14 protein-coding genes are annotated in these 16,538 nt (G+C 59.8%); 11 read left to right on the top strand and 3 right to left on the bottom strand.

What is annotated here, in order from left to right; translation table 11 throughout:
* The first annotated feature begins 50 nt into the window (after positions 1-50).
* From CHH27_RS09260 to CHH27_RS09250, 3 genes are all read left to right on the top strand, one after another.
* Positions 51-359 (top strand): PepSY domain-containing protein, encoded by a 309-nt coding sequence (locus CHH27_RS09260; protein WP_094071329.1) that lies wholly within the window; start codon positions 51-53, stop codon positions 357-359.
* A gap of 201 nt (positions 360-560) precedes the next feature.
* The gene (locus CHH27_RS09255) at positions 561-1,133 is read left to right on the top strand and encodes a helix-turn-helix transcriptional regulator (protein WP_094071328.1); all 573 of its coding nucleotides are present in this window, start codon (positions 561-563) and stop codon (positions 1,131-1,133) included.
* A gap of 111 nt (positions 1,134-1,244) precedes the next feature.
* Positions 1,245-1,520 carry a PepSY domain-containing protein gene (locus CHH27_RS09250; RefSeq protein WP_094071327.1) on the top strand — a complete coding sequence of 92 codons (276 nt, stop codon included), beginning with the start codon at positions 1,245-1,247 and terminating at the stop codon, positions 1,518-1,520.
* Between the two features lie 86 nt (positions 1,521-1,606).
* Here CHH27_RS09250 and CHH27_RS09245 read toward each other — a convergent pair whose 3' ends face one another.
* Complete coding sequence (locus CHH27_RS09245; protein ID WP_006939550.1) at positions 1,607-2,086, bottom strand: Lrp/AsnC family transcriptional regulator; 480 nt, start codon at positions 2,084-2,086, stop codon at positions 1,607-1,609.
* A gap of 147 nt (positions 2,087-2,233) precedes the next feature.
* Between CHH27_RS09245 and CHH27_RS09240 the strand changes: the two genes are divergently transcribed.
* Positions 2,234-5,755 carry an indolepyruvate ferredoxin oxidoreductase family protein gene (locus CHH27_RS09240; protein ID WP_094071326.1) on the top strand — a complete coding sequence of 1,174 codons (3,522 nt, stop codon included), beginning with the start codon at positions 2,234-2,236 and terminating at the stop codon, positions 5,753-5,755.
* 87 nt (positions 5,756-5,842) lie between these two features.
* Here the strand turns inward: CHH27_RS09240 and CHH27_RS09235 are convergent, their stop codons facing one another.
* A complete protein-coding gene (locus CHH27_RS09235; protein WP_157738830.1) occupies positions 5,843-6,061 on the bottom strand; it encodes a hypothetical protein in 219 nt (72 codons plus the stop codon).
* A gap of 448 nt (positions 6,062-6,509) precedes the next feature.
* Here CHH27_RS09235 and CHH27_RS09230 point away from each other — a divergent pair, with 448 nt between their 5' ends.
* The 5 genes from CHH27_RS09230 (at position 6,510) to CHH27_RS09210 (ending at position 12,922) form a co-directional block, all read left to right on the top strand.
* Positions 6,510-7,595 carry a DUF2336 domain-containing protein gene (locus CHH27_RS09230; protein WP_094071324.1) on the top strand — a complete coding sequence of 362 codons (1,086 nt, stop codon included), beginning with the start codon at positions 6,510-6,512 and terminating at the stop codon, positions 7,593-7,595.
* 159 nt (positions 7,596-7,754) lie between these two features.
* The gene (locus CHH27_RS09225) at positions 7,755-10,151 is read left to right on the top strand and encodes a mechanosensitive ion channel family protein (RefSeq protein WP_094071323.1); all 2,397 of its coding nucleotides are present in this window, start codon (positions 7,755-7,757) and stop codon (positions 10,149-10,151) included.
* 116 nt (positions 10,152-10,267) lie between these two features.
* Positions 10,268-10,834, top strand: a complete 567-nt coding sequence (locus CHH27_RS09220; RefSeq protein WP_157738828.1) for a hypothetical protein — start codon at positions 10,268-10,270, stop codon at positions 10,832-10,834.
* Positions 10,835-10,989: 155 nt separating this feature from the next.
* Positions 10,990-12,039: a hypothetical protein gene (locus CHH27_RS09215; RefSeq protein ID WP_094071321.1), complete on the top strand. Its 1,050-nt coding sequence runs from the start codon at positions 10,990-10,992 to the stop codon at positions 12,037-12,039.
* 7 nt (positions 12,040-12,046) lie between these two features.
* The gene (locus CHH27_RS09210) at positions 12,047-12,922 is read left to right on the top strand and encodes a hypothetical protein (RefSeq protein WP_094071320.1); all 876 of its coding nucleotides are present in this window, start codon (positions 12,047-12,049) and stop codon (positions 12,920-12,922) included.
* 37 nt (positions 12,923-12,959) lie between these two features.
* Here CHH27_RS09210 and CHH27_RS09205 read toward each other — a convergent pair whose 3' ends face one another.
* Positions 12,960-14,159, bottom strand: a complete 1,200-nt coding sequence (locus tag CHH27_RS09205) for a multidrug effflux MFS transporter (RefSeq protein WP_094071319.1) — start codon at positions 14,157-14,159, stop codon at positions 12,960-12,962.
* 318 nt (positions 14,160-14,477) lie between these two features.
* Between CHH27_RS09205 and CHH27_RS09200 the strand changes: the two genes are divergently transcribed.
* Positions 14,478-15,488: a metalloregulator ArsR/SmtB family transcription factor gene (locus tag CHH27_RS09200; protein ID WP_198338385.1), complete on the top strand. Its 1,011-nt coding sequence runs from the start codon at positions 14,478-14,480 to the stop codon at positions 15,486-15,488.
* 1 nt (position 15,489) lies between these two features.
* Positions 15,490-16,401, top strand: coding sequence for a methylenetetrahydrofolate reductase [NAD(P)H] (gene metF, locus CHH27_RS09195; protein WP_094071318.1), 912 nt, complete (start codon positions 15,490-15,492; stop codon positions 16,399-16,401).
* Positions 16,402-16,538 lie beyond the last annotated feature (137 nt).

Genomic DNA, 16,538 nt, shown 5'->3' with positions numbered 1-16,538 from the left:
CGGCGCTGAAGGTGCCGTTGGCCCGACCTCCAACAGTCAAAGGACCCCCCATGACGCTCCCGATCAAATCTACTGCGCTTACCCTGTTCTCCCTAACCGGATTTCTGGCCGGGACAAGTCTTGCCGTGGCCGCGGTTTCCGTCGGCGATACGCTCGGCACGACGGAAGACGAGATCCGCGCCGCGCTGACCGCCGAGGGTTACACGGTGGAAGAGATTGAAACCGAGAATGGTGAAATCGAGGCCGAAGTCTCCCTGGATGGCAAGGAGATGGAAGTTGTTGTCGATGCCACGTCCGGCCTGGTTCTGGAAATGGAACTGGATGGTCAGGACGAGGACGATGAGAAAGACGACGACTGATATCTGACCGGCCAACCCCGGCCGGACCCGCCGTGGTCCGCCCCGACCACCCGGCCGGGGGCCAACACCAAATTCTGCCTATGATGCATCATTCGACAAACGGCCTTGGTTTACCCCTGGAAACACCGCATCATGCGGCCCATCAGACCGGCGTCGCGACGGCCGCTCTCGTGCCTGCCTTCAGGGAGATGATTTCGAACAATGCCGACTTTGCCCAACTGGAAAATTGCCTGGCCCTGGCTCCTCTTCGGCCTGCAGGCGATTTGCGTTTTCTTTCTCGTCACGGAAGAAGTCGTCGACTGGGTCTGGGGAGAAAACCCTGCTTCGGTGATCGGCAACGACATCGTGGAAAACCTGGTCGTCGCGGCGCTGGTTGTCAGTCTGGTGGCCACCGGTTTTGAAGTGCGAAAGACCATGACCCGTCAAAAACGCCTGGAACAACAGGTCAAGGCCGCCTCCGGCGCCTTTGCCACGATGCTGGAAGAGCATTTCGAGACCTGGGGTCTGACGCCATCCGAATGCGACGTTGCGCTGCTTGCGCTGAAGGGCTTTACCATTTCGGAAATCGCCTCAATTCGCAAAACCGCGGAAGGGACCGTGAAGGCCCAATGCAACGCGATTTACAGGAAGGCCGGCGTGTCGGGCCGTCCGCAGCTGCTGTCACTTTTCATTGACGAGTTGCTCTACGGTTCCCTGATCTCGGACGAAAACCGGGACACCGGGAAACCTGACGCGTCCGGGCCGGTTTCGACCTCGCGCCCGCAGCGGGTCTGATGCGGGTTGCATTTCGGCTTGGTCTAACGTGTCCCATTTGTAATTAGGAAAGTTGCCCGGGCATCCCATCTGTGTCCCGAACAATGGTGATAACCAAACCGGAGACACAAAATGTTACCGAGCCTGCGCCATGGACTCGTGGCCGCGATAGTCCCCGCTTTTCTGGTCGTTTCGGGGCAGGCGGCCCTGGCACAGGTCCAGCCCGGTCATTCGGTCGGCCTGAAGATCTCCGAGATTGCCAGGAGCCTTGAGGACAATGGCTACGAGATACAGGAAATCGAGGTCAAACCTGACCGGGTCGAGGTTGAGGTCGTGATCGAAGGCGAAAAACTGGAGATCAAGGTCGATCCGCAGTCGGGCCTCGTCACGCGCATTGAACGAGACTAGACGCGATTATTGGGTGCCATTCTCCACGACGAGCGTCCAGGACGCAGCCGCACCAACGGCGTCCACGTCCTTCCCTGGCCGGGGTCTCAGCTCTCGCGCAACGGCAGTGCCACGGTATCCTTGACCGTATTGACGACGATGCGCGATTGCACGTCGGACACCAGCGTGTTGTCGAGCAGTTTCAGACGCAGAAAATTGTCGTAGGTTTTGATATCATCGGTGACGACCTTGATTAGGTAGTCGACGGCACCGGTGATACGCTCGCATGTGACGACTTCCGGCCAGTGATGCACCAGCTTGTCGAAAGTTTCCATGTTTTCGCGGCTTGGAACGGCAAGCTTGACGAAGGAATAGGCCACGAAGCCCAGACCGACAGATTCTCGGTCGATAATGGCTGTGATCTGGCGGATGATCCCCTGTTCCTTCAGGCGTTTTATCCGCCGCCAGCAGGGTGTTTGGCTCATGCCCGCCTCCTTTGCGACTTCGGCAATGGAGAGCGAAGCATCCCGCTGCAGGACGCGCAGGACACGGATGTCAGACGGGTCGAGAAGATATTTATCGGTCATTGGTTATTTTAGGAATTTTTATTCTGCCCCTAGGTGATTGCCCGTGACGATAGCACAGAAATTGCCGGAGAAAAGGATGATATTAATCTGAAAGAGAGGTTGCCGCCGGGCCTGGCCGCCCCAGGTGCGGTATGAGGAGGAATTCGGATGAACGTGCATATGCCAACCGTGACCCTGGAGGACAAATATGTCGCCACGGAAGGCCGGGTCTACCTGACGGGCATACAGGCACTTGTCCGCCTTGCGCTCGACCGGGCCCGCATGGATCGGGAGGCCGGTCTGAAAACCGGTGGGTTCATCTCCGGATACCGCGGTTCGCCGCTTGCCGGCTATGACACCGAACTGATGCGCGCGCACCGGCACCTCCAGGGGTATGACGTTGTCTTCAAGCCCGGCGTCAATGAAGAGCTGGGCGCAACAGCCGTCTGGGGCAGCCAGAAACTGCGCGGCGAAGGTGGTATCGGCCGGCCAACAGCCTATGACGGGGTCTTCGGGATCTGGTACGGCAAGGCACCGGGGGTGGACCGTGCCGGCGACGCCCTGCGTCAGGCAAATGCGTCCGGTACCGACCGAAACGGTGGTGTCCTTGCGCTGGCCGGGGACGATCACCTGGCCAAATCCTCCATTCTTCCGGCCCAGAGCGAATTCTTCTTCGAACATGCCGAAATGCCGGTGCTCAATCCGGCGGACATCCAGGAAGTGCTCGACTACGGCCTTCATGGGCTGGAAATGTCACGCTTTACCAGCTTGTGGACCGCACTGATCTGTGTGGCCGACACGATGGATGCGTCTGCCACCATCAACGTGGCGCCGAACCGGCTGCGGCTGGTGCGTCCGCTCGAAGGCGACCCGCGCAAGGACTACCGCCAGAACCGCGACCTGCTTCTGGGCAACCGGCTGGAAACAGAGCGTCTGGTGCGTGACCTGCGTGTGCCGGCCGCCCAGGCCTATGTGCGCACCAATGGCCTCGACCGGGTCGCCTTCGGCACCCGCAGCAACGCCAAACTGGGGATCGTGACCTCCGGCAAGGCCTATCGCGATCTGCTGCAGGCCCTTGACCTGATGGGCATCACCGAGGATTTCGCAAAACGTCTCGGGCTCGGGGTCTACAAGGTCGCGATGACCTGGCCGCTGGAACCGCTCGGCCTGCGCGAATTTGCCCGCGGTGCTGAACGCCTGCTGGTGGTTGAGCACAAGCGTGCCTTCATGGAAACGCAGATCAAGGAGATCTCCTATCACTGGCCGGAAATGAGCCGCCCGGAAATCTGGGGCAAGCGCCGCCCGGACGGGGCGCCGTTCCTGTCCGACGTTCTGGAGATTTCGGTCGCCGAACTTATCGAAGGGCTGATGAAGTGGTTGCCCGGGGATGTGGTCAACGACGAAATGCGCGCTGTCGCTGCACGGATGAACAAGCAGGCCATGTGGGCCCAGGGCCATGCGGAACGCGCCGCCCGCATTCCCTATTTCTGCTCCGGCTGCCCGCATTCGACCTCGACCAGGACACCGGAAGGCTCCCGCTCCATGCCGGGCATCGGCTGTCATGCCATGACCGAAATGGCCGGCCGCACGACCGAGGGCCAGATCGCCATGGGCGGTGAGGGTGTGCTCTGGGTTGGCCAGCAGCCTTTCTCCGGCGACAGCCACGTCTTTGCCAATGTCGGCGACGGCACCTATTTCCACTCCGGCATCCTGGCCATCCGCCAGGCGCTCGCGGCCAAGGTGCCGATCACTTACAAGGTGCTGTACAACGACGCGGTTGCCATGACCGGCGGTCAGAAGGTCGATGGCCAGCTGACCGTGCCGCAGATCACCCGCCAGCTGGAAGCGGAAGGCGTGGAACGCATTGCCATCGTCTCCGAAAACCCGGAAGGCTATGGCTCCTGGTCGCCGATTGCGCCGGGTACGAAGGTGCATCACCGCGATGAACTGATGGATGTGCAGGAAGAGTTGCAGACGTATCCGGGCGTTTCCGTGATTGTTTATGACCAGACCTGCGCGGCGGAAAAGCGCCGCCGGCGCAAGCGCGGCTCCTTCCCGGATCCGGACATGCGTCTGTTCATCAATGATCGCGTCTGCGAGGGCTGCGGCGACTGCTCGGTCCAGTCGAACTGTCTGTCGGTGGAACCGCTTCCGACCCCGTTCGGAGAAAAGCGGACCATCAACCAGTCCAGCTGCAACAAGGACTTTTCCTGCATCAAGGGCTTCTGCCCGTCCTTTGTCGAGATCGACGGTGCCGCGCTCAAGAAGCCGAAAAAGGCTGATGTTGATGTCGACGTCCTGGTCGAAGCTCTGCCGCAACCTGAGCTGGCGTCGCTGGAGCGGACGCAGAACACGCTGGTCGCCGGTATCGGTGGCATGGGTGTGACCACGATCAGCGCGGTGCTGGCCATGGCCGCTCATGTCGACGGCAAACAGGCCTCGACGCTGGACATGACCGGTCTGGCGCAAAAGGGCGGTCCGGTCACGTCTCACGTGCGCTTTGCCGCGCTCGACAAATCCATCGAAGGGCCGCGTGTTCCGGCGGCAAGCCTGGATCTTCTGATTGCCAGTGACATGGTGGTCGCTGCCAATGCGGACCAGTTGGCGCTCGCCCACCGGGGGCATACGCTGACGGTGGCCAACACCAAGGTGGCGCCGACGGCGGAATTCGTCCTGAAGCAGACGCTGTCCTTCGACGAGCAACGGATGGACAATGCCCTGCGCCAGGCGTCGAGCACCTATCTGCCGGTGAATGCAGCTGATGTTGCCGAAAAACTGCTGGGCGATGCCATCTACGCCAACATGCTTCTTGTGGGCATGGCCTATCAGAGTGGTGCCCTGCCGATCTCCGATTACGCTATCGAGACCGCACTGGAGCTGAACGGCGCTGCGGTGAAGAACAACATCAAGGCGTTCCGAGCCGGACGGGTTCTGGCGGCCGAGCCGGAAAAACTGCTCACTTCGCTGCCGTCGGAAGCCAGGCCGCGGGTCTTTACGCTGGACGAAAAGATCGCGTTCAACGCGGCCGAGCTGACCGCCTATCAGGATAGCACCTATGCCGACCGGTATCTTTCTCTGGTTGCCAAGGTCAAGGCAGCGGACGAAGCTCATGGCCCCGGCACCTTGCGCCTGACCCAGACCGTCGCCGACATGCTCTACAAGGTGATGGCCTACAAGGATGAATATGAGGTGGCCCGGCTCTATTCCGATCCGGCCTTCAAGGAGAAGATCGCGCAGCGGTTTGAAAATCCGCGGCAGCTGAAAGTGCATCTGGCGCCGCCGATGCTGGCGCACCGCATTGATCCGAAGACCGGTCGTCCGGAAAAGATCGCCTTCGGGCCCTGGATCTTCAGCGCGTTCAAGCTGCTGGCCGGGTTCAAGGGCATGCGCGGCAAATGGTACGATCCGTTCGCCCGAACCGCCGAGCGCAGGGGCGAGCGGGCACTGATCGTTCAATACGAGGCCGATATTGCCGAAATCCTCAACCGGTTACCCGACAGCAAATACGGTCTGCTGGTCGAACTTGCCCGGGTGCCGGATCTCGTAAGGGGCTTTGGACCCGTAAAAGAGACCAACCTGGAAAAGGCCGCCGACAAACGCCGCCTCCTGCTCAGCCAGCTCCACAAGAGCAATGACGATGGCAGTGACGATCAGGTGGGGACCAAGGAATTTCTGGCGGCGGCAGAGTAAGCCGGACGCCCTTTCGGGAGGCGATGAACTCAGACCCGGTGCCGCAAGGCGCCGGGTTTTCTGGTTTTTGAATGCCTTTCGACGACGTCAGTTCCAGAGACCGCTGATTTCCGGGCGGCGCCTTTCCTCTTCCCGGGCGCGCAATCCGTTGTCTGCAAGAACGTCGGCGAGCAGGTCATGCGGAATTGCACCATAGGCCGGTTTTTTCCGGAACAGATGTTTCAAAGCCGTCGCCCAGTTTTGAAGACCGCGGGTGTCGCTGGAGGGCGGGACCAGATGAAGGTGTGCTGGGTGCGGGCGGGGCATGAATTTCTCCATTAAAAAATAATTTCCTTTCTTTATGTGGGGGTGTAAATCAGCACATCAATAAGAAAAGAAAATTATTTTTTAATTCGTGTGCGCAGGGCGATCCGTCGCGGTTTTCCGAGGTTAAAACTGTCATTTGGTTCTTTAACAGAGGGGTAAATGCCAACCGCCGAAGTCAGGCGCCAGCGCAGCCAGGAAGACTTTTTCGCAATTATTTTTTTACAATTTCAGCCAGCATTTTCTCCCTCTTCACCCTGCTGGGAAAAGGAGATAATTATTTAAATTCAGTATCTTATATTGAATACATGGTATATGTATAGAATTCTCGGAAAGTTTTACAAAAAGACGATTACATTCTCGAAAAGCGCGTTTCGACCTTCTTTAAATCTCACCTTCATTTTCGGTATCAACGCCGGACCGGCACCCATTTGAAAACTGGTATCGAAGAATGACTGAAGCGTTGAAAACAGAACTGGTAAACTTCTCGGAGCTGACCGGTGAAGCTGGCAGCGCCCGTCGGGCCGAACTGGCCCGGCATGTCGCAACGCTGTTCGCCCTGACCTCCGACCGTTGCTCGGATGAACAGGTTGATATCTATGACAGCGTGCTGCTACGCCTCGTCGACATGGTCGAAGCCGAGGTGCGTCGCTACGTTGCCGAGCAAATGGCCAGCCTGCGCCGCGGTCCGGAAGAAACCATCCGCCGCCTGGCAGATGACGACATCGAAGTTGCCGAACCGATCCTGTTGCGGTCAACCGTTCTGCGCGACACCGACCTGATCAAGATCGCCGAAAAACGCGGTAACTCCCATCGGTTTGCAATTGCACAGCGCGAGGTTCTTTCCGAAGAGCTGACGGATGTTCTGGTGCGCGAGGGTGATCTGAAGGTGAAGCGCAAGGTTGCCAGCAACGACGGTGCCAGCCTGTCGAACCTGTCGATCATCTCCCTGATCAGCGATGCGGCGTCCGATGCCACCTTGCAGCTTTCGCTGAGTGAGCGCGCCGACCTGGCAGAAGCCCATATCGCCAGCCTGATTTCCGTGGCCAGCGAAGAAGTGCGGCGCAAGCTGCATGCGCAGGGTCGCGGTCAGGAAGCGGCACGGGTCGATGAAGCCGCAGACGTTGCCGCACAGCGCATGTCGAACCAGTACTGGCTGGGCCGGTACGACTTTGAAACCGCGCGCGGCCGGATCCTGCTCCTTGCCAAGCGCGGCATGGTCAATGAAGCGGCACTGCGCCGTTTTGCCTCCGAGGACCGGTTTGCAGAAGCGGTGGCCACATTTGCCTGGCTGGTCCGCTGTGGGGTGGAGGAAGTCAGTCACTGGATGGTCCGGCCGGATCCGGAGCCCTTCGTGATCCTGGCCAAGGCGTCGGGCTTTTCCTCCATCACGGTCGGTTCGCTGCTCGGCATCGGACCCTGGCGCCACCGGCTGACACCGGAAGTGCGCAGCGACGCCATGGCAACCTTCGAACGCATGACCATCGCGGAAGCCAAGCGCAAGATGGCACATTGGAACCACAACGTTCTGCACTGAATTTACCAGCGAGGCGCATCCTGCTGAGACTTGAAGCCCGGCTCGTCAGAGCCGGGTTTGTTTTTTTGATCTGCTCCCATTTGGCGCAGTTTCTTTCAAATCAAACAGATCCGTGCAAAGAAGGACGCAGTTTTTCATGCGACTCGACACGGAGCTCTCATGCGTCTGCCTCATACGCTTTCCCGTCCCCTCAATCTGAAACCCGCCCGCGTCCGGAATGCGTTTCGGTTTCTGAGTGTCCTGTTCACCGTCCTGCTTGTTTTCAGCGCCACATCCCTGCCTGTGCAGGCACAGGGCCTTACCGGCGTGATCTCCGGCATGGCCGCGTCGGGGGAGACGGACGACAAGGCTGCAAACGACAAGGTGGCCGCCGAAACGGCTGACGACGAAGCCGCCCATGAAGAGGGAGACGAAGAAGGCGGGGGAATTCTCGGTTCTGTCGATGAGTTTGCAGATGAGGCGGTGGCGGCAAGGGATGTCTTCAAATCCATCCTGAAGGAAATTCCGACCATCCACGACACGATGCTGGAAACCCTGCAGGACGAAGGTGAAGGGCAGGGGCTGAGCTGGATTCCCACCGCGCTGATGGACATCGTCATCGCAGCTGCCTTCGGCATTGCGGCGTCCATCCTGCTTGCACGCTGGGGCCGGCGGCAGTTTGCCTCCATGTACAAGGAGGATGCCTATTCGCGGTCTGACAAGATCATCTATCTCTATTTGCGCGCGCTTTTGATGATTGTCGGCGTCGTTCTGTTCTTCGCCGTTTCGGTTCTGGTCTTTCTTTTGATCGGGTCCGGCCTGGAGGCTGCCAACGAAACCGCCATGGTGGTGTTCGGTGTCGTCGCTGTCTTTATGGCGCTCAGGATCATCTGGCTCAATCTGCTGGTGCCCGATGCAGAAAGTCATCGGTTGATCGCTCTGACCAACTCGGAAGCGAACGGTCTGTACAAGAGCTTGTTGATCGGCGCAGGTGTCTCGCTGTTTGCGGTTGCTTTCTGTCTCTGGATGGAACGACTCGGATTGAACGAGGACGCGCACAAGGTCGCCCTGATCGGCGCTTCGGCCCTGTCCATGATCATCCTGACCGGCATCGCCTTCGCGTATCGCAAGGCCATTGCCCGGTTGATCCGGGGCGAGGGGGACGTGCCCGTCTGGCGGCGTGTCATCGCAGGGTCCTGGCACTACATCGCCATCTTCTATTTCGTGATTGCCTGGGGCATTTCCGCGGTCCGTATCCTGCTTGATCTTCCGGATGCCACTGGGCTCGTCGGCGCTCCGCTCCAGGTGATCCTGTTGGCGGCGATCGTCTATGGCCTCCTGATCCTGATCATCGACCGCGTGCTGTTGCCACGGCTCGATACGGCTGACGCGCAGGCGAAAATCGCGGAAGACATTCAGCGGGCCGAAGAGAACGAAGGCAGCGAGCAGGACGAGGAAAGCGCCCAGGCCCAGGCGCGTGCGGAAGCCGCCGAACGGGAAGCGATGCGATCCCCCTTCCGGGATCTGTTCGACCGAGGGGCTGCGATCATAGTCGTCTTCGGTGCCGTCGACATCCTGGCCAATCAATGGGGCGTGCCACTTGCCGGCAGCGGCTCCCTGATCGGATCCTTCATCGAGGTGCTGCTGGTCGTGTTCCTGGGTTATATGGCCTACGAGGCGGTCAAGATCGTCATCGACCGTCAGATCGCCAAGGAAGCACCTGCGGAGAAGGACGAGGAAGCGGAAGTTGGCGGAGCCGGCGAAAGCAGGATTGCCACCCTGCTGCCGATCTTCCGCAATTTCCTGCTGATCACCATCGTCGTGATTGCGGCCATGGTGGTCCTGGCGGAACTCGGGGTGAACATTGCCCCGCTCTTTGCCGGTGCCGGTGTTGTCGGCCTCGCCATCGGCTTCGGTGCCCAGACCCTGATCCGGGACATCTTCTCCGGTGCCTTCTACCTGATCGACGATGCGTTCCGGAAAGGCGAATACATCGACATCGGCAGCGCGAAGGGCATGGTCGAGAAAATCTCGATCCGATCCATGCAGCTGCGCCACCATCGCGGTGCGCTGACGACGGTTCCGTTTGGCGAAATCCAGCAGGTGGAGAATTTCTCACGCGACTGGGCCGTCATGAAGCTTGCCTTCCGGGTGACATACGACACCGACGTTGAGAAGATGCGCAAGCTGATCAAGAATTTCGGCAAGGAACTGCTTGAAGACGAGTATTACGGGCCGATGTTCCTGGCTCCGCTCAAGTCCCAGGGCATCATGTCGATGGAAGACAGTGCCATGATCGCGCGGGTGAAATTCACCACCAAGCCGGGCAAGCAATTCGAACTGAGGAAGATCGTCTATGCCGGCCTTCGGGATCTGTTTGAGCAGAACGGTATCAAGTTTGCGCATCGCCAGGTGACCGTGCGGGTTGCAGGGGAAGACGGCGAAGCACCCTCGGACGCTCAACGGGCGGCCGCCGCGCAGGCCGCCGCCCAGGCGGCGCTCGCTGGCGGGGCGGCCCATAGCAGCTTCGATGATCTTGAAGGAGATAATGGGGGGGGCGGAACCGATCAGATCTGACCGGTTCGCCGCCAGAAGCCAGGTCTGATTGCCCGACCGAGGCTGAATGACTTGCGCAATGGCTCTGTCACGATGTTATGCTTCTTTTCCACCAGGTTCAGGCATTGGGGGGAAAGATGCTCAGAAGTGGTATTGCCGGTATGGTTCTCAGCCTTGCGCTTGCGGGATCGGCTCTTGCCGGTCCCTTGCAGGACAAGGCGGGTGAAGCGGAAACAGCGCTGGGAGCGGGCAAGGGTGTTGAAGCCATCGACCTGATGCGCCAGGCGCTGTTCGATGTCTGGAACGAGGCGCCCATGGCCATCCAGACGGCGACCTATGTCACGGCCCCCGCAGACGGCTATGGCATCTACACGGCCCGGGCCGGCGACAGTTTTGCGTCCGGAGAACCTCTTTTGATCTACCTCGAGCCGGTTGGCTTTGACTGGAAGCAGCAGGACGGGCTTTACAACTCCCTTTTGACCGTCGATTTCGATCTGACGTCCCCGGAGGGCAAGGTGCTTGCCGGTCAGAAGGGCTTTGGCCGGTTCAATTTCAAGAGCCACGTGCCGAACACCGAATACATGGCCAATCTGACGCTGAATGTCAGCGGTGCACCCGCCGGTGACTATGTGCTTGTGTTGACGGTCAATGACGAACATGGCGGTGGTTCGGCGAAGGTCGACCTGCCATTCACGATCAAGTAGTTGGTTTTGGGCAGGCGTCGCTCACCAGCGTGCATTTCTTCTGCGGGTGCATGGACCTCTGCCGTGAAATCCTTTATCGCTCCCGGCGGTAATGCCAAACTGCGACGGCGCAAGAATATGGTCGGCGCGCTTTGGTGCGAGACAACAGGACCGGAATGCGGATCGGATTTCAGGCAGGCACCTTGAACGAGCGCGGCATGAGTGTCGCGCTTCATGACTATGCGCTCGGGGTCCAGGACAAGCTTGGGCACGAGGCCTTTGTCTTTTACAAGAAAGCCAAGAGCACTCCGTCCGTCGTGGAAAAATTCGGACAGTCCCTGACCATGGTGCCGGTCGAAGCGGGCGTTGACGCTCGCCGGGTCAGCGAGCCGTTGCAGCTCGACTTCTGCTACTACATACGTGAGGGGCGCCTTGGTCCGCTGGACGTTGCCGCGAACAGCTCGGGCGTTCATTCCGTGTTTCGTCATTTCGAGCCGCATGGCGATGTCTATGCCTATGTCTCCGACTGGCTGGCCGACTGGATGACCGGCGGACTTGCCCCGGCCGTCCCGCATATTGTCGATCTGCCGCTACCGACCGGTACGCTGCGCGCCGAGCTTGGCATTCCGGCGGACGCGCATGTGGTGGGACGCTATGGCGGCGCTGACCAGTTCAACATTCCGTTTGCGCAGACGGCCGTTGAAGAGGCTCTCGGCAAGCGGGCGAACCTCTGGTTTCTGTTCGTCAACACGCACAAGTTCATCGATCACGACCGCGTGCTGTTTCTGCCGCCGATCGTCGACCCGTTGGAAAAGTCGCGTTTCATCGCGACCTGCGATGCCGGGCTCAACGCCAAGAAAATCGGCGAGAGTTTCGGACTGGCCATCGCGGAGTTCCTGATGTTCGGCAAGCCGGTCTACAGCTGGGCCGGCGGGATGGATCAGAATCATGTCGTCATGACCCCCAAATCCGAGTGGATCTACCGGACGCAGCGGGATCTCGTGCGCCTGCTGTCAGAATATACGCCGTCCCTGCAGGATTCCGATCTTGCACGTGATTCCGTGGCGGCCTATCTGCCAGGTCCGGTGATGCAGAAATTCGACGAGGTGTTCTTGTCCGGAAAATGGTCCGCGGACGGGCTCACATTGCCGGCCTCGTTCAAGATCAAGCGCTATCTCCAGGAAAAGGCGCTCAGGGCGCAATTCAGACTATGGAAGAGCCTGTAGGCCTGACATGAAGCTTTACGACTGTTTTGTCTTTCACAACGAGTTCGACCTTCTGGAAATCCGTCTGCGGGAAATGGGCGACCATGTCGACCATTTTGTTCTCGTAGAAGCCAACCAGACGCAGCGCGGCGGCGCCAAACCTTACTATTTCGCCGAAAACCGGGAGCGTTTTGCGCCCTGGGCCGACAAGATCATCGATCTGCAAATCGAGTTTCCGGACGAGTTGCCTCCGGCGCTCGGGGTTTACAAGAACCGGCGGAAGAAAGACTGGGAGCGCGAAAACTATCAGCGCAACTGCGTTGCACGCGCGCTGGAAGACTGTGCGCCGGACGATCTGATCCTGTTGTCGGATGTGGATGAAGTTATCCGCAAGCCGGTCCTTGCGAAGGTGTTGAACGAACGGCTTTGCAGGAACCGCCTTCTGGTCTTCGAGCAGAGCCTGCACAAGCATCACCTCAACAGGATTGTTCCGGGCAAGACCTGGCTGCTTGGGTCGCGCATGATCGAAAAGAAATTCCTGACGACGCCGCAGCAGCTGCGGCGCACCAAGGCGCGGCTGACCAAGAAGAGCTATGTTCCCGGATTTCTGACCCAGCCTTTCCTCAGGATCCGCAACAACAACCTCTCCGGTATCAGCCGTCCGGTCACGATTGTTCCCGATGCGGGGTGGCACTTCTCGTCCATGGGGGGGCTTGAAGCTTTCAGGACCAAGCTTGCCTCCGTGGTTCACGGGCAGACGGTCGATACCAGCAACATCGAAGAGCTCTACCGGCGGGAGCTGATCGGCACCGAACTTGTTCCTCTCAAGGAATTGCCACGCTGCGTCCGCGACGGAGCATTTGCTCACATGCTGGAGACCGGCGAACAGGCCGCAGCAAGCTGAGACAACTGTCCGCGAGCAAAAGCCGGTCGGATGCGGCCTATACGCCCTCGCTGCCGGAAAGGTGCTCGTAGCGACGGGCCGCGACGGCGGCACCGAGCGCGATCATTGCCGACCCGAGCATGATCACCAGCAAGCCATAACGGACATTTTCATCGGACAAGGCCATCCCGGCGATCCAGGACATGATTGCGCCCGACATGACCGTGAAAGCCCCTGCCAGGCCGGCCGCGCTTCCCGCTAGCTTGGGCCTGACAGACAAAACGCCCGCATTGGCGCTGGGCAGCGTCAAACCGTTGGAAAGACCAACAAGCATGCAGGGGCCGAAGAGGGCCAGAACATGGTCTGCCCCGGTCACGTAGAGGCCAAGCCCAAGCAGGAGGCCTGCACAGGCGATGATCCGGCCGGTAAGCATCATTGTGGTCAGCCGAACGCGGCCGGCAAACCGTCCGGATAGGAAACTGCCGATCATGAAGCCGCCCGTGATGGAGCCCATGAAAAGACCAAGCACGCCCGGTGACAGGTCGAAGGCCGCGTTGGCGGCAAGCGGTGCGCCGGCCAGGAAGGCGAAAAAGGCACCGATCGAAAAGCCCATGCAGACCGTGTAAGCCCAGAAGCGGCGCGATCTTATGAGCTCAGGGTATGTCCGGAACTGTTCGAGGATCGTGTCGGACGGCGACCGGTTGGTTTCCTTGAGGTCAAACCAGCACAACACCAGAACCGAGACACCAAAGGCTGCCAGGAACCAGAAACTGGCCCGCCAGCCGAAGGTTTCGTCCAGGAGGCCGCCGAAACCGGGTCCAAGCATGGGGGCAACAGCCCAGGCCATCGCTATGTAGCCGATCTTGCTGGCGGCGTCCTGCTTGCTGGTCGTGTCGCGCACGACGGCGAGCGCCACGGCATAGGTCGGGGCGATGACAGCCTGGATCAACCTGAAGGTCAGGAACCACCAGATGTCCCGGGCCAGAATGCAGCCGAGTGTCGCCACAAGGAAGATCACAAGTCCGCCCAGGATGACCGGCCGGCGGCCGAATCGGTCGGAGAGCGGCCCAAGCACCAGTTGCAGGAGGGCCGAGACGGCGGCATAGGCCGCCAGGGACAGGCCGACAATGGCATAGTCCACGTCGAACTCTGCAGCCATGTTGGTCAGCGATGGCAGGAAGATGTTGATCGGAAGGATGCAGAGCGCCGACAGCAGGATCAGGGTGGAGAGGCGCGGGCCGGCGGTGGGACTCTGCATGATCGGGGCACATCTGGGTCAGCGAAAGTGAACAAAGAGCTGTCGGTGCCGATGACAACGCCGTTCTGCATCTCGAGCGTTTCCAGACAACAGATCGCCGGTCCATTTTGCAATGACAAACTGTAGCCGGCCCCTTCGATGTGCGTACGCAGTGTCGGGAAACTGGCCGTAGAAAGATGCGGTGGGCGAACAGTTACTGAGGGTTTTGGTCAAATTAGGCGCATTTAAACCAATCCGTGTCGCAAATGTTTTGATCGCTTGCATCGATCGAGCATTTGATATAAAGATATCTTTATATCGACATTGATGGCGAAACTGATGACTGATGAGCATACCCTTTCCGTGGAAGACACTCTGACAGCCCTTCGGGCAGTCGGCGAGACAACACGTCTTCGCCTGATCGCCCTGTTGGCGGAAAGTGAGCTGACGGTAAAGGATGCGACCGCAATACTTGGTCAGAGCCAACCCCGTATTTCGCGCCATCTGAAGCTTCTTGCCGAGGCCGATCTGATCAAGCGTTATCCGGAAGGATCCTGGGTCTATTACCGTTTGGCCGACGGCCCCGCCGGTCAACTGGCGCGCGACCTTGTCGCCCGCATCTCGACCGACGACGCTGTCCTGGCTGCCGACCAGGAGCGCTTTCAAGGCATTCGCAAGGCCAAGGCGGAAGAGGCCGCTGCCTATTTTGCCGCGCGCGCGCTCACCTGGGATCGCGAGCGGTCGCTGCATGTCTCCGAAGAGGATGTTGAGGCCGCCATGCGGTCTGCGCTTGGAGACACGCCCTTCCAGTCATTTCTCGATCTGGGGACCGGAACCGGCCGTCTGCTCGAGGTGTTTGCGGACCAGTACACAACAGCCCTCGGCATTGATGCCTCCCACGACATGCTGGCTGTTGCCCGGGCCAATCTTGCCAAGGCAGGCCTTTCCAATGCCCAGGTCCGCCACGGCGACGCCTATGCGCTCAACGTGCCTCCGCGTTCCTTTGATGTGGTGACCATCCACCAGGTGCTGCACTTCCTGGACGAGCCGGCGCGGGCGCTGAGTGAAGCCGCCCGGGCGCTGCGCCCCGGAGGCCGCCTGCTGATCATTGATTTTGCCCCGCACGAGCTTGAATTCCTGCGCGAGAAGCACGCCCATCGCCGTCTTGGATTTGCCCATGACCAGATGGAGCGCTGGCTGGACGCGCTTGAACTGGATCTGGAACAGGTGACCGACCTTGTTCCGGGAGAAGACAACGATACCAACCTGACTGTTACCCTCTGGCTTGCCCGTGACCGACGCATCGTCACCGACCTGCCAGCAAGAGATACGTCCCGAGAGGTCGCCTGAAATGACTGACACGTCCAACCGCCGCTCGCATCAGGCGGCTCCGTCGCCGATCACCGCGTCGTTCGAGTTCTTTCCACCCAAGAGCGACAAGATGGCCGAGACGCTGTGGAACACGGTTCAGCGGCTGGCTCCGCTTGCGCCGTCCTTTGTCTCCGTGACCTATGGCGCCGGCGGGTCGACGCGTGAGCGCACCCACAAGACCGTTGAACGGATCCTGACCGAAACGGACCTTGCACCTGCGGCCCACCTGACCTGCGTCGGGGCATCTCAGGACGAAGTCAACGAGATCGTGCGTGACTATTGGGACCTTGGCGTTCGCCACCTTGTGGCCCTGCGCGGTGACCCTCTTGAGGGGATCGGCACGCGCTACACGCCGCACAACAATGGCTACCCTTACGCTTCGGACCTGGTTGCCGGGATCAAGAAGATCGCCAATTTCGACATTTCGGTTTCCGGCTATCCGGAAAAACACCCGGAAAGCGGCAGCTGGCAGAGCGAGATCGACAATCTGAAGCGCAAGGTCGATGCCGGTGCGGACCGGATCATCACGCAGTACTTCTTCGACAATGATCTGTTTGACTCCTATCTCGACCGGATTGCGGCCGCCGGCATCAACATTCCGGTTATCCCGGGCATCCTGCCGATCCACAATTTCGAGCAGACCATGGTGTTCTCCGCCAAATGCGGCACCTCGATCCCGCAATGGCTTGCCCGCCGCTTTGCCGGCCTGAAGGATGACCCGGAAACCCGCAAGCTGGTTGGTGTCTCGGTGGCCTGCGAACAGGTCATGGATCTCGTCGACAAGGGCATCAATGACTTTCACTTCTACACCATGAACCGTGCCGATCTGACTTATGCCATCTGTCACATGCTTGGCATGGGACGGCAGGAACCGGAAAACCTGGCAGCCTGAAATCAGGTAGCCTGTCAGGTTTGACCCTGCGGCCCGCAGGACATGCCCGTGAAGGGGCCCAGCCTTTTTGACCGGGCACCCGACGCTTCTCTTGTTCCCCACCGGAGGGGCAAAACGGGTTCTAAGTTCGACCGCCG

Source organism: Labrenzia sp. VG12, assembly GCF_002237595.1.
Lineage (GTDB): Bacteria > Pseudomonadota > Alphaproteobacteria > Rhizobiales > Stappiaceae > Roseibium.
Note: the sequence above shows the minus strand (reverse complement) of the source record. Positions and strands in the feature narration are given on the sequence as shown.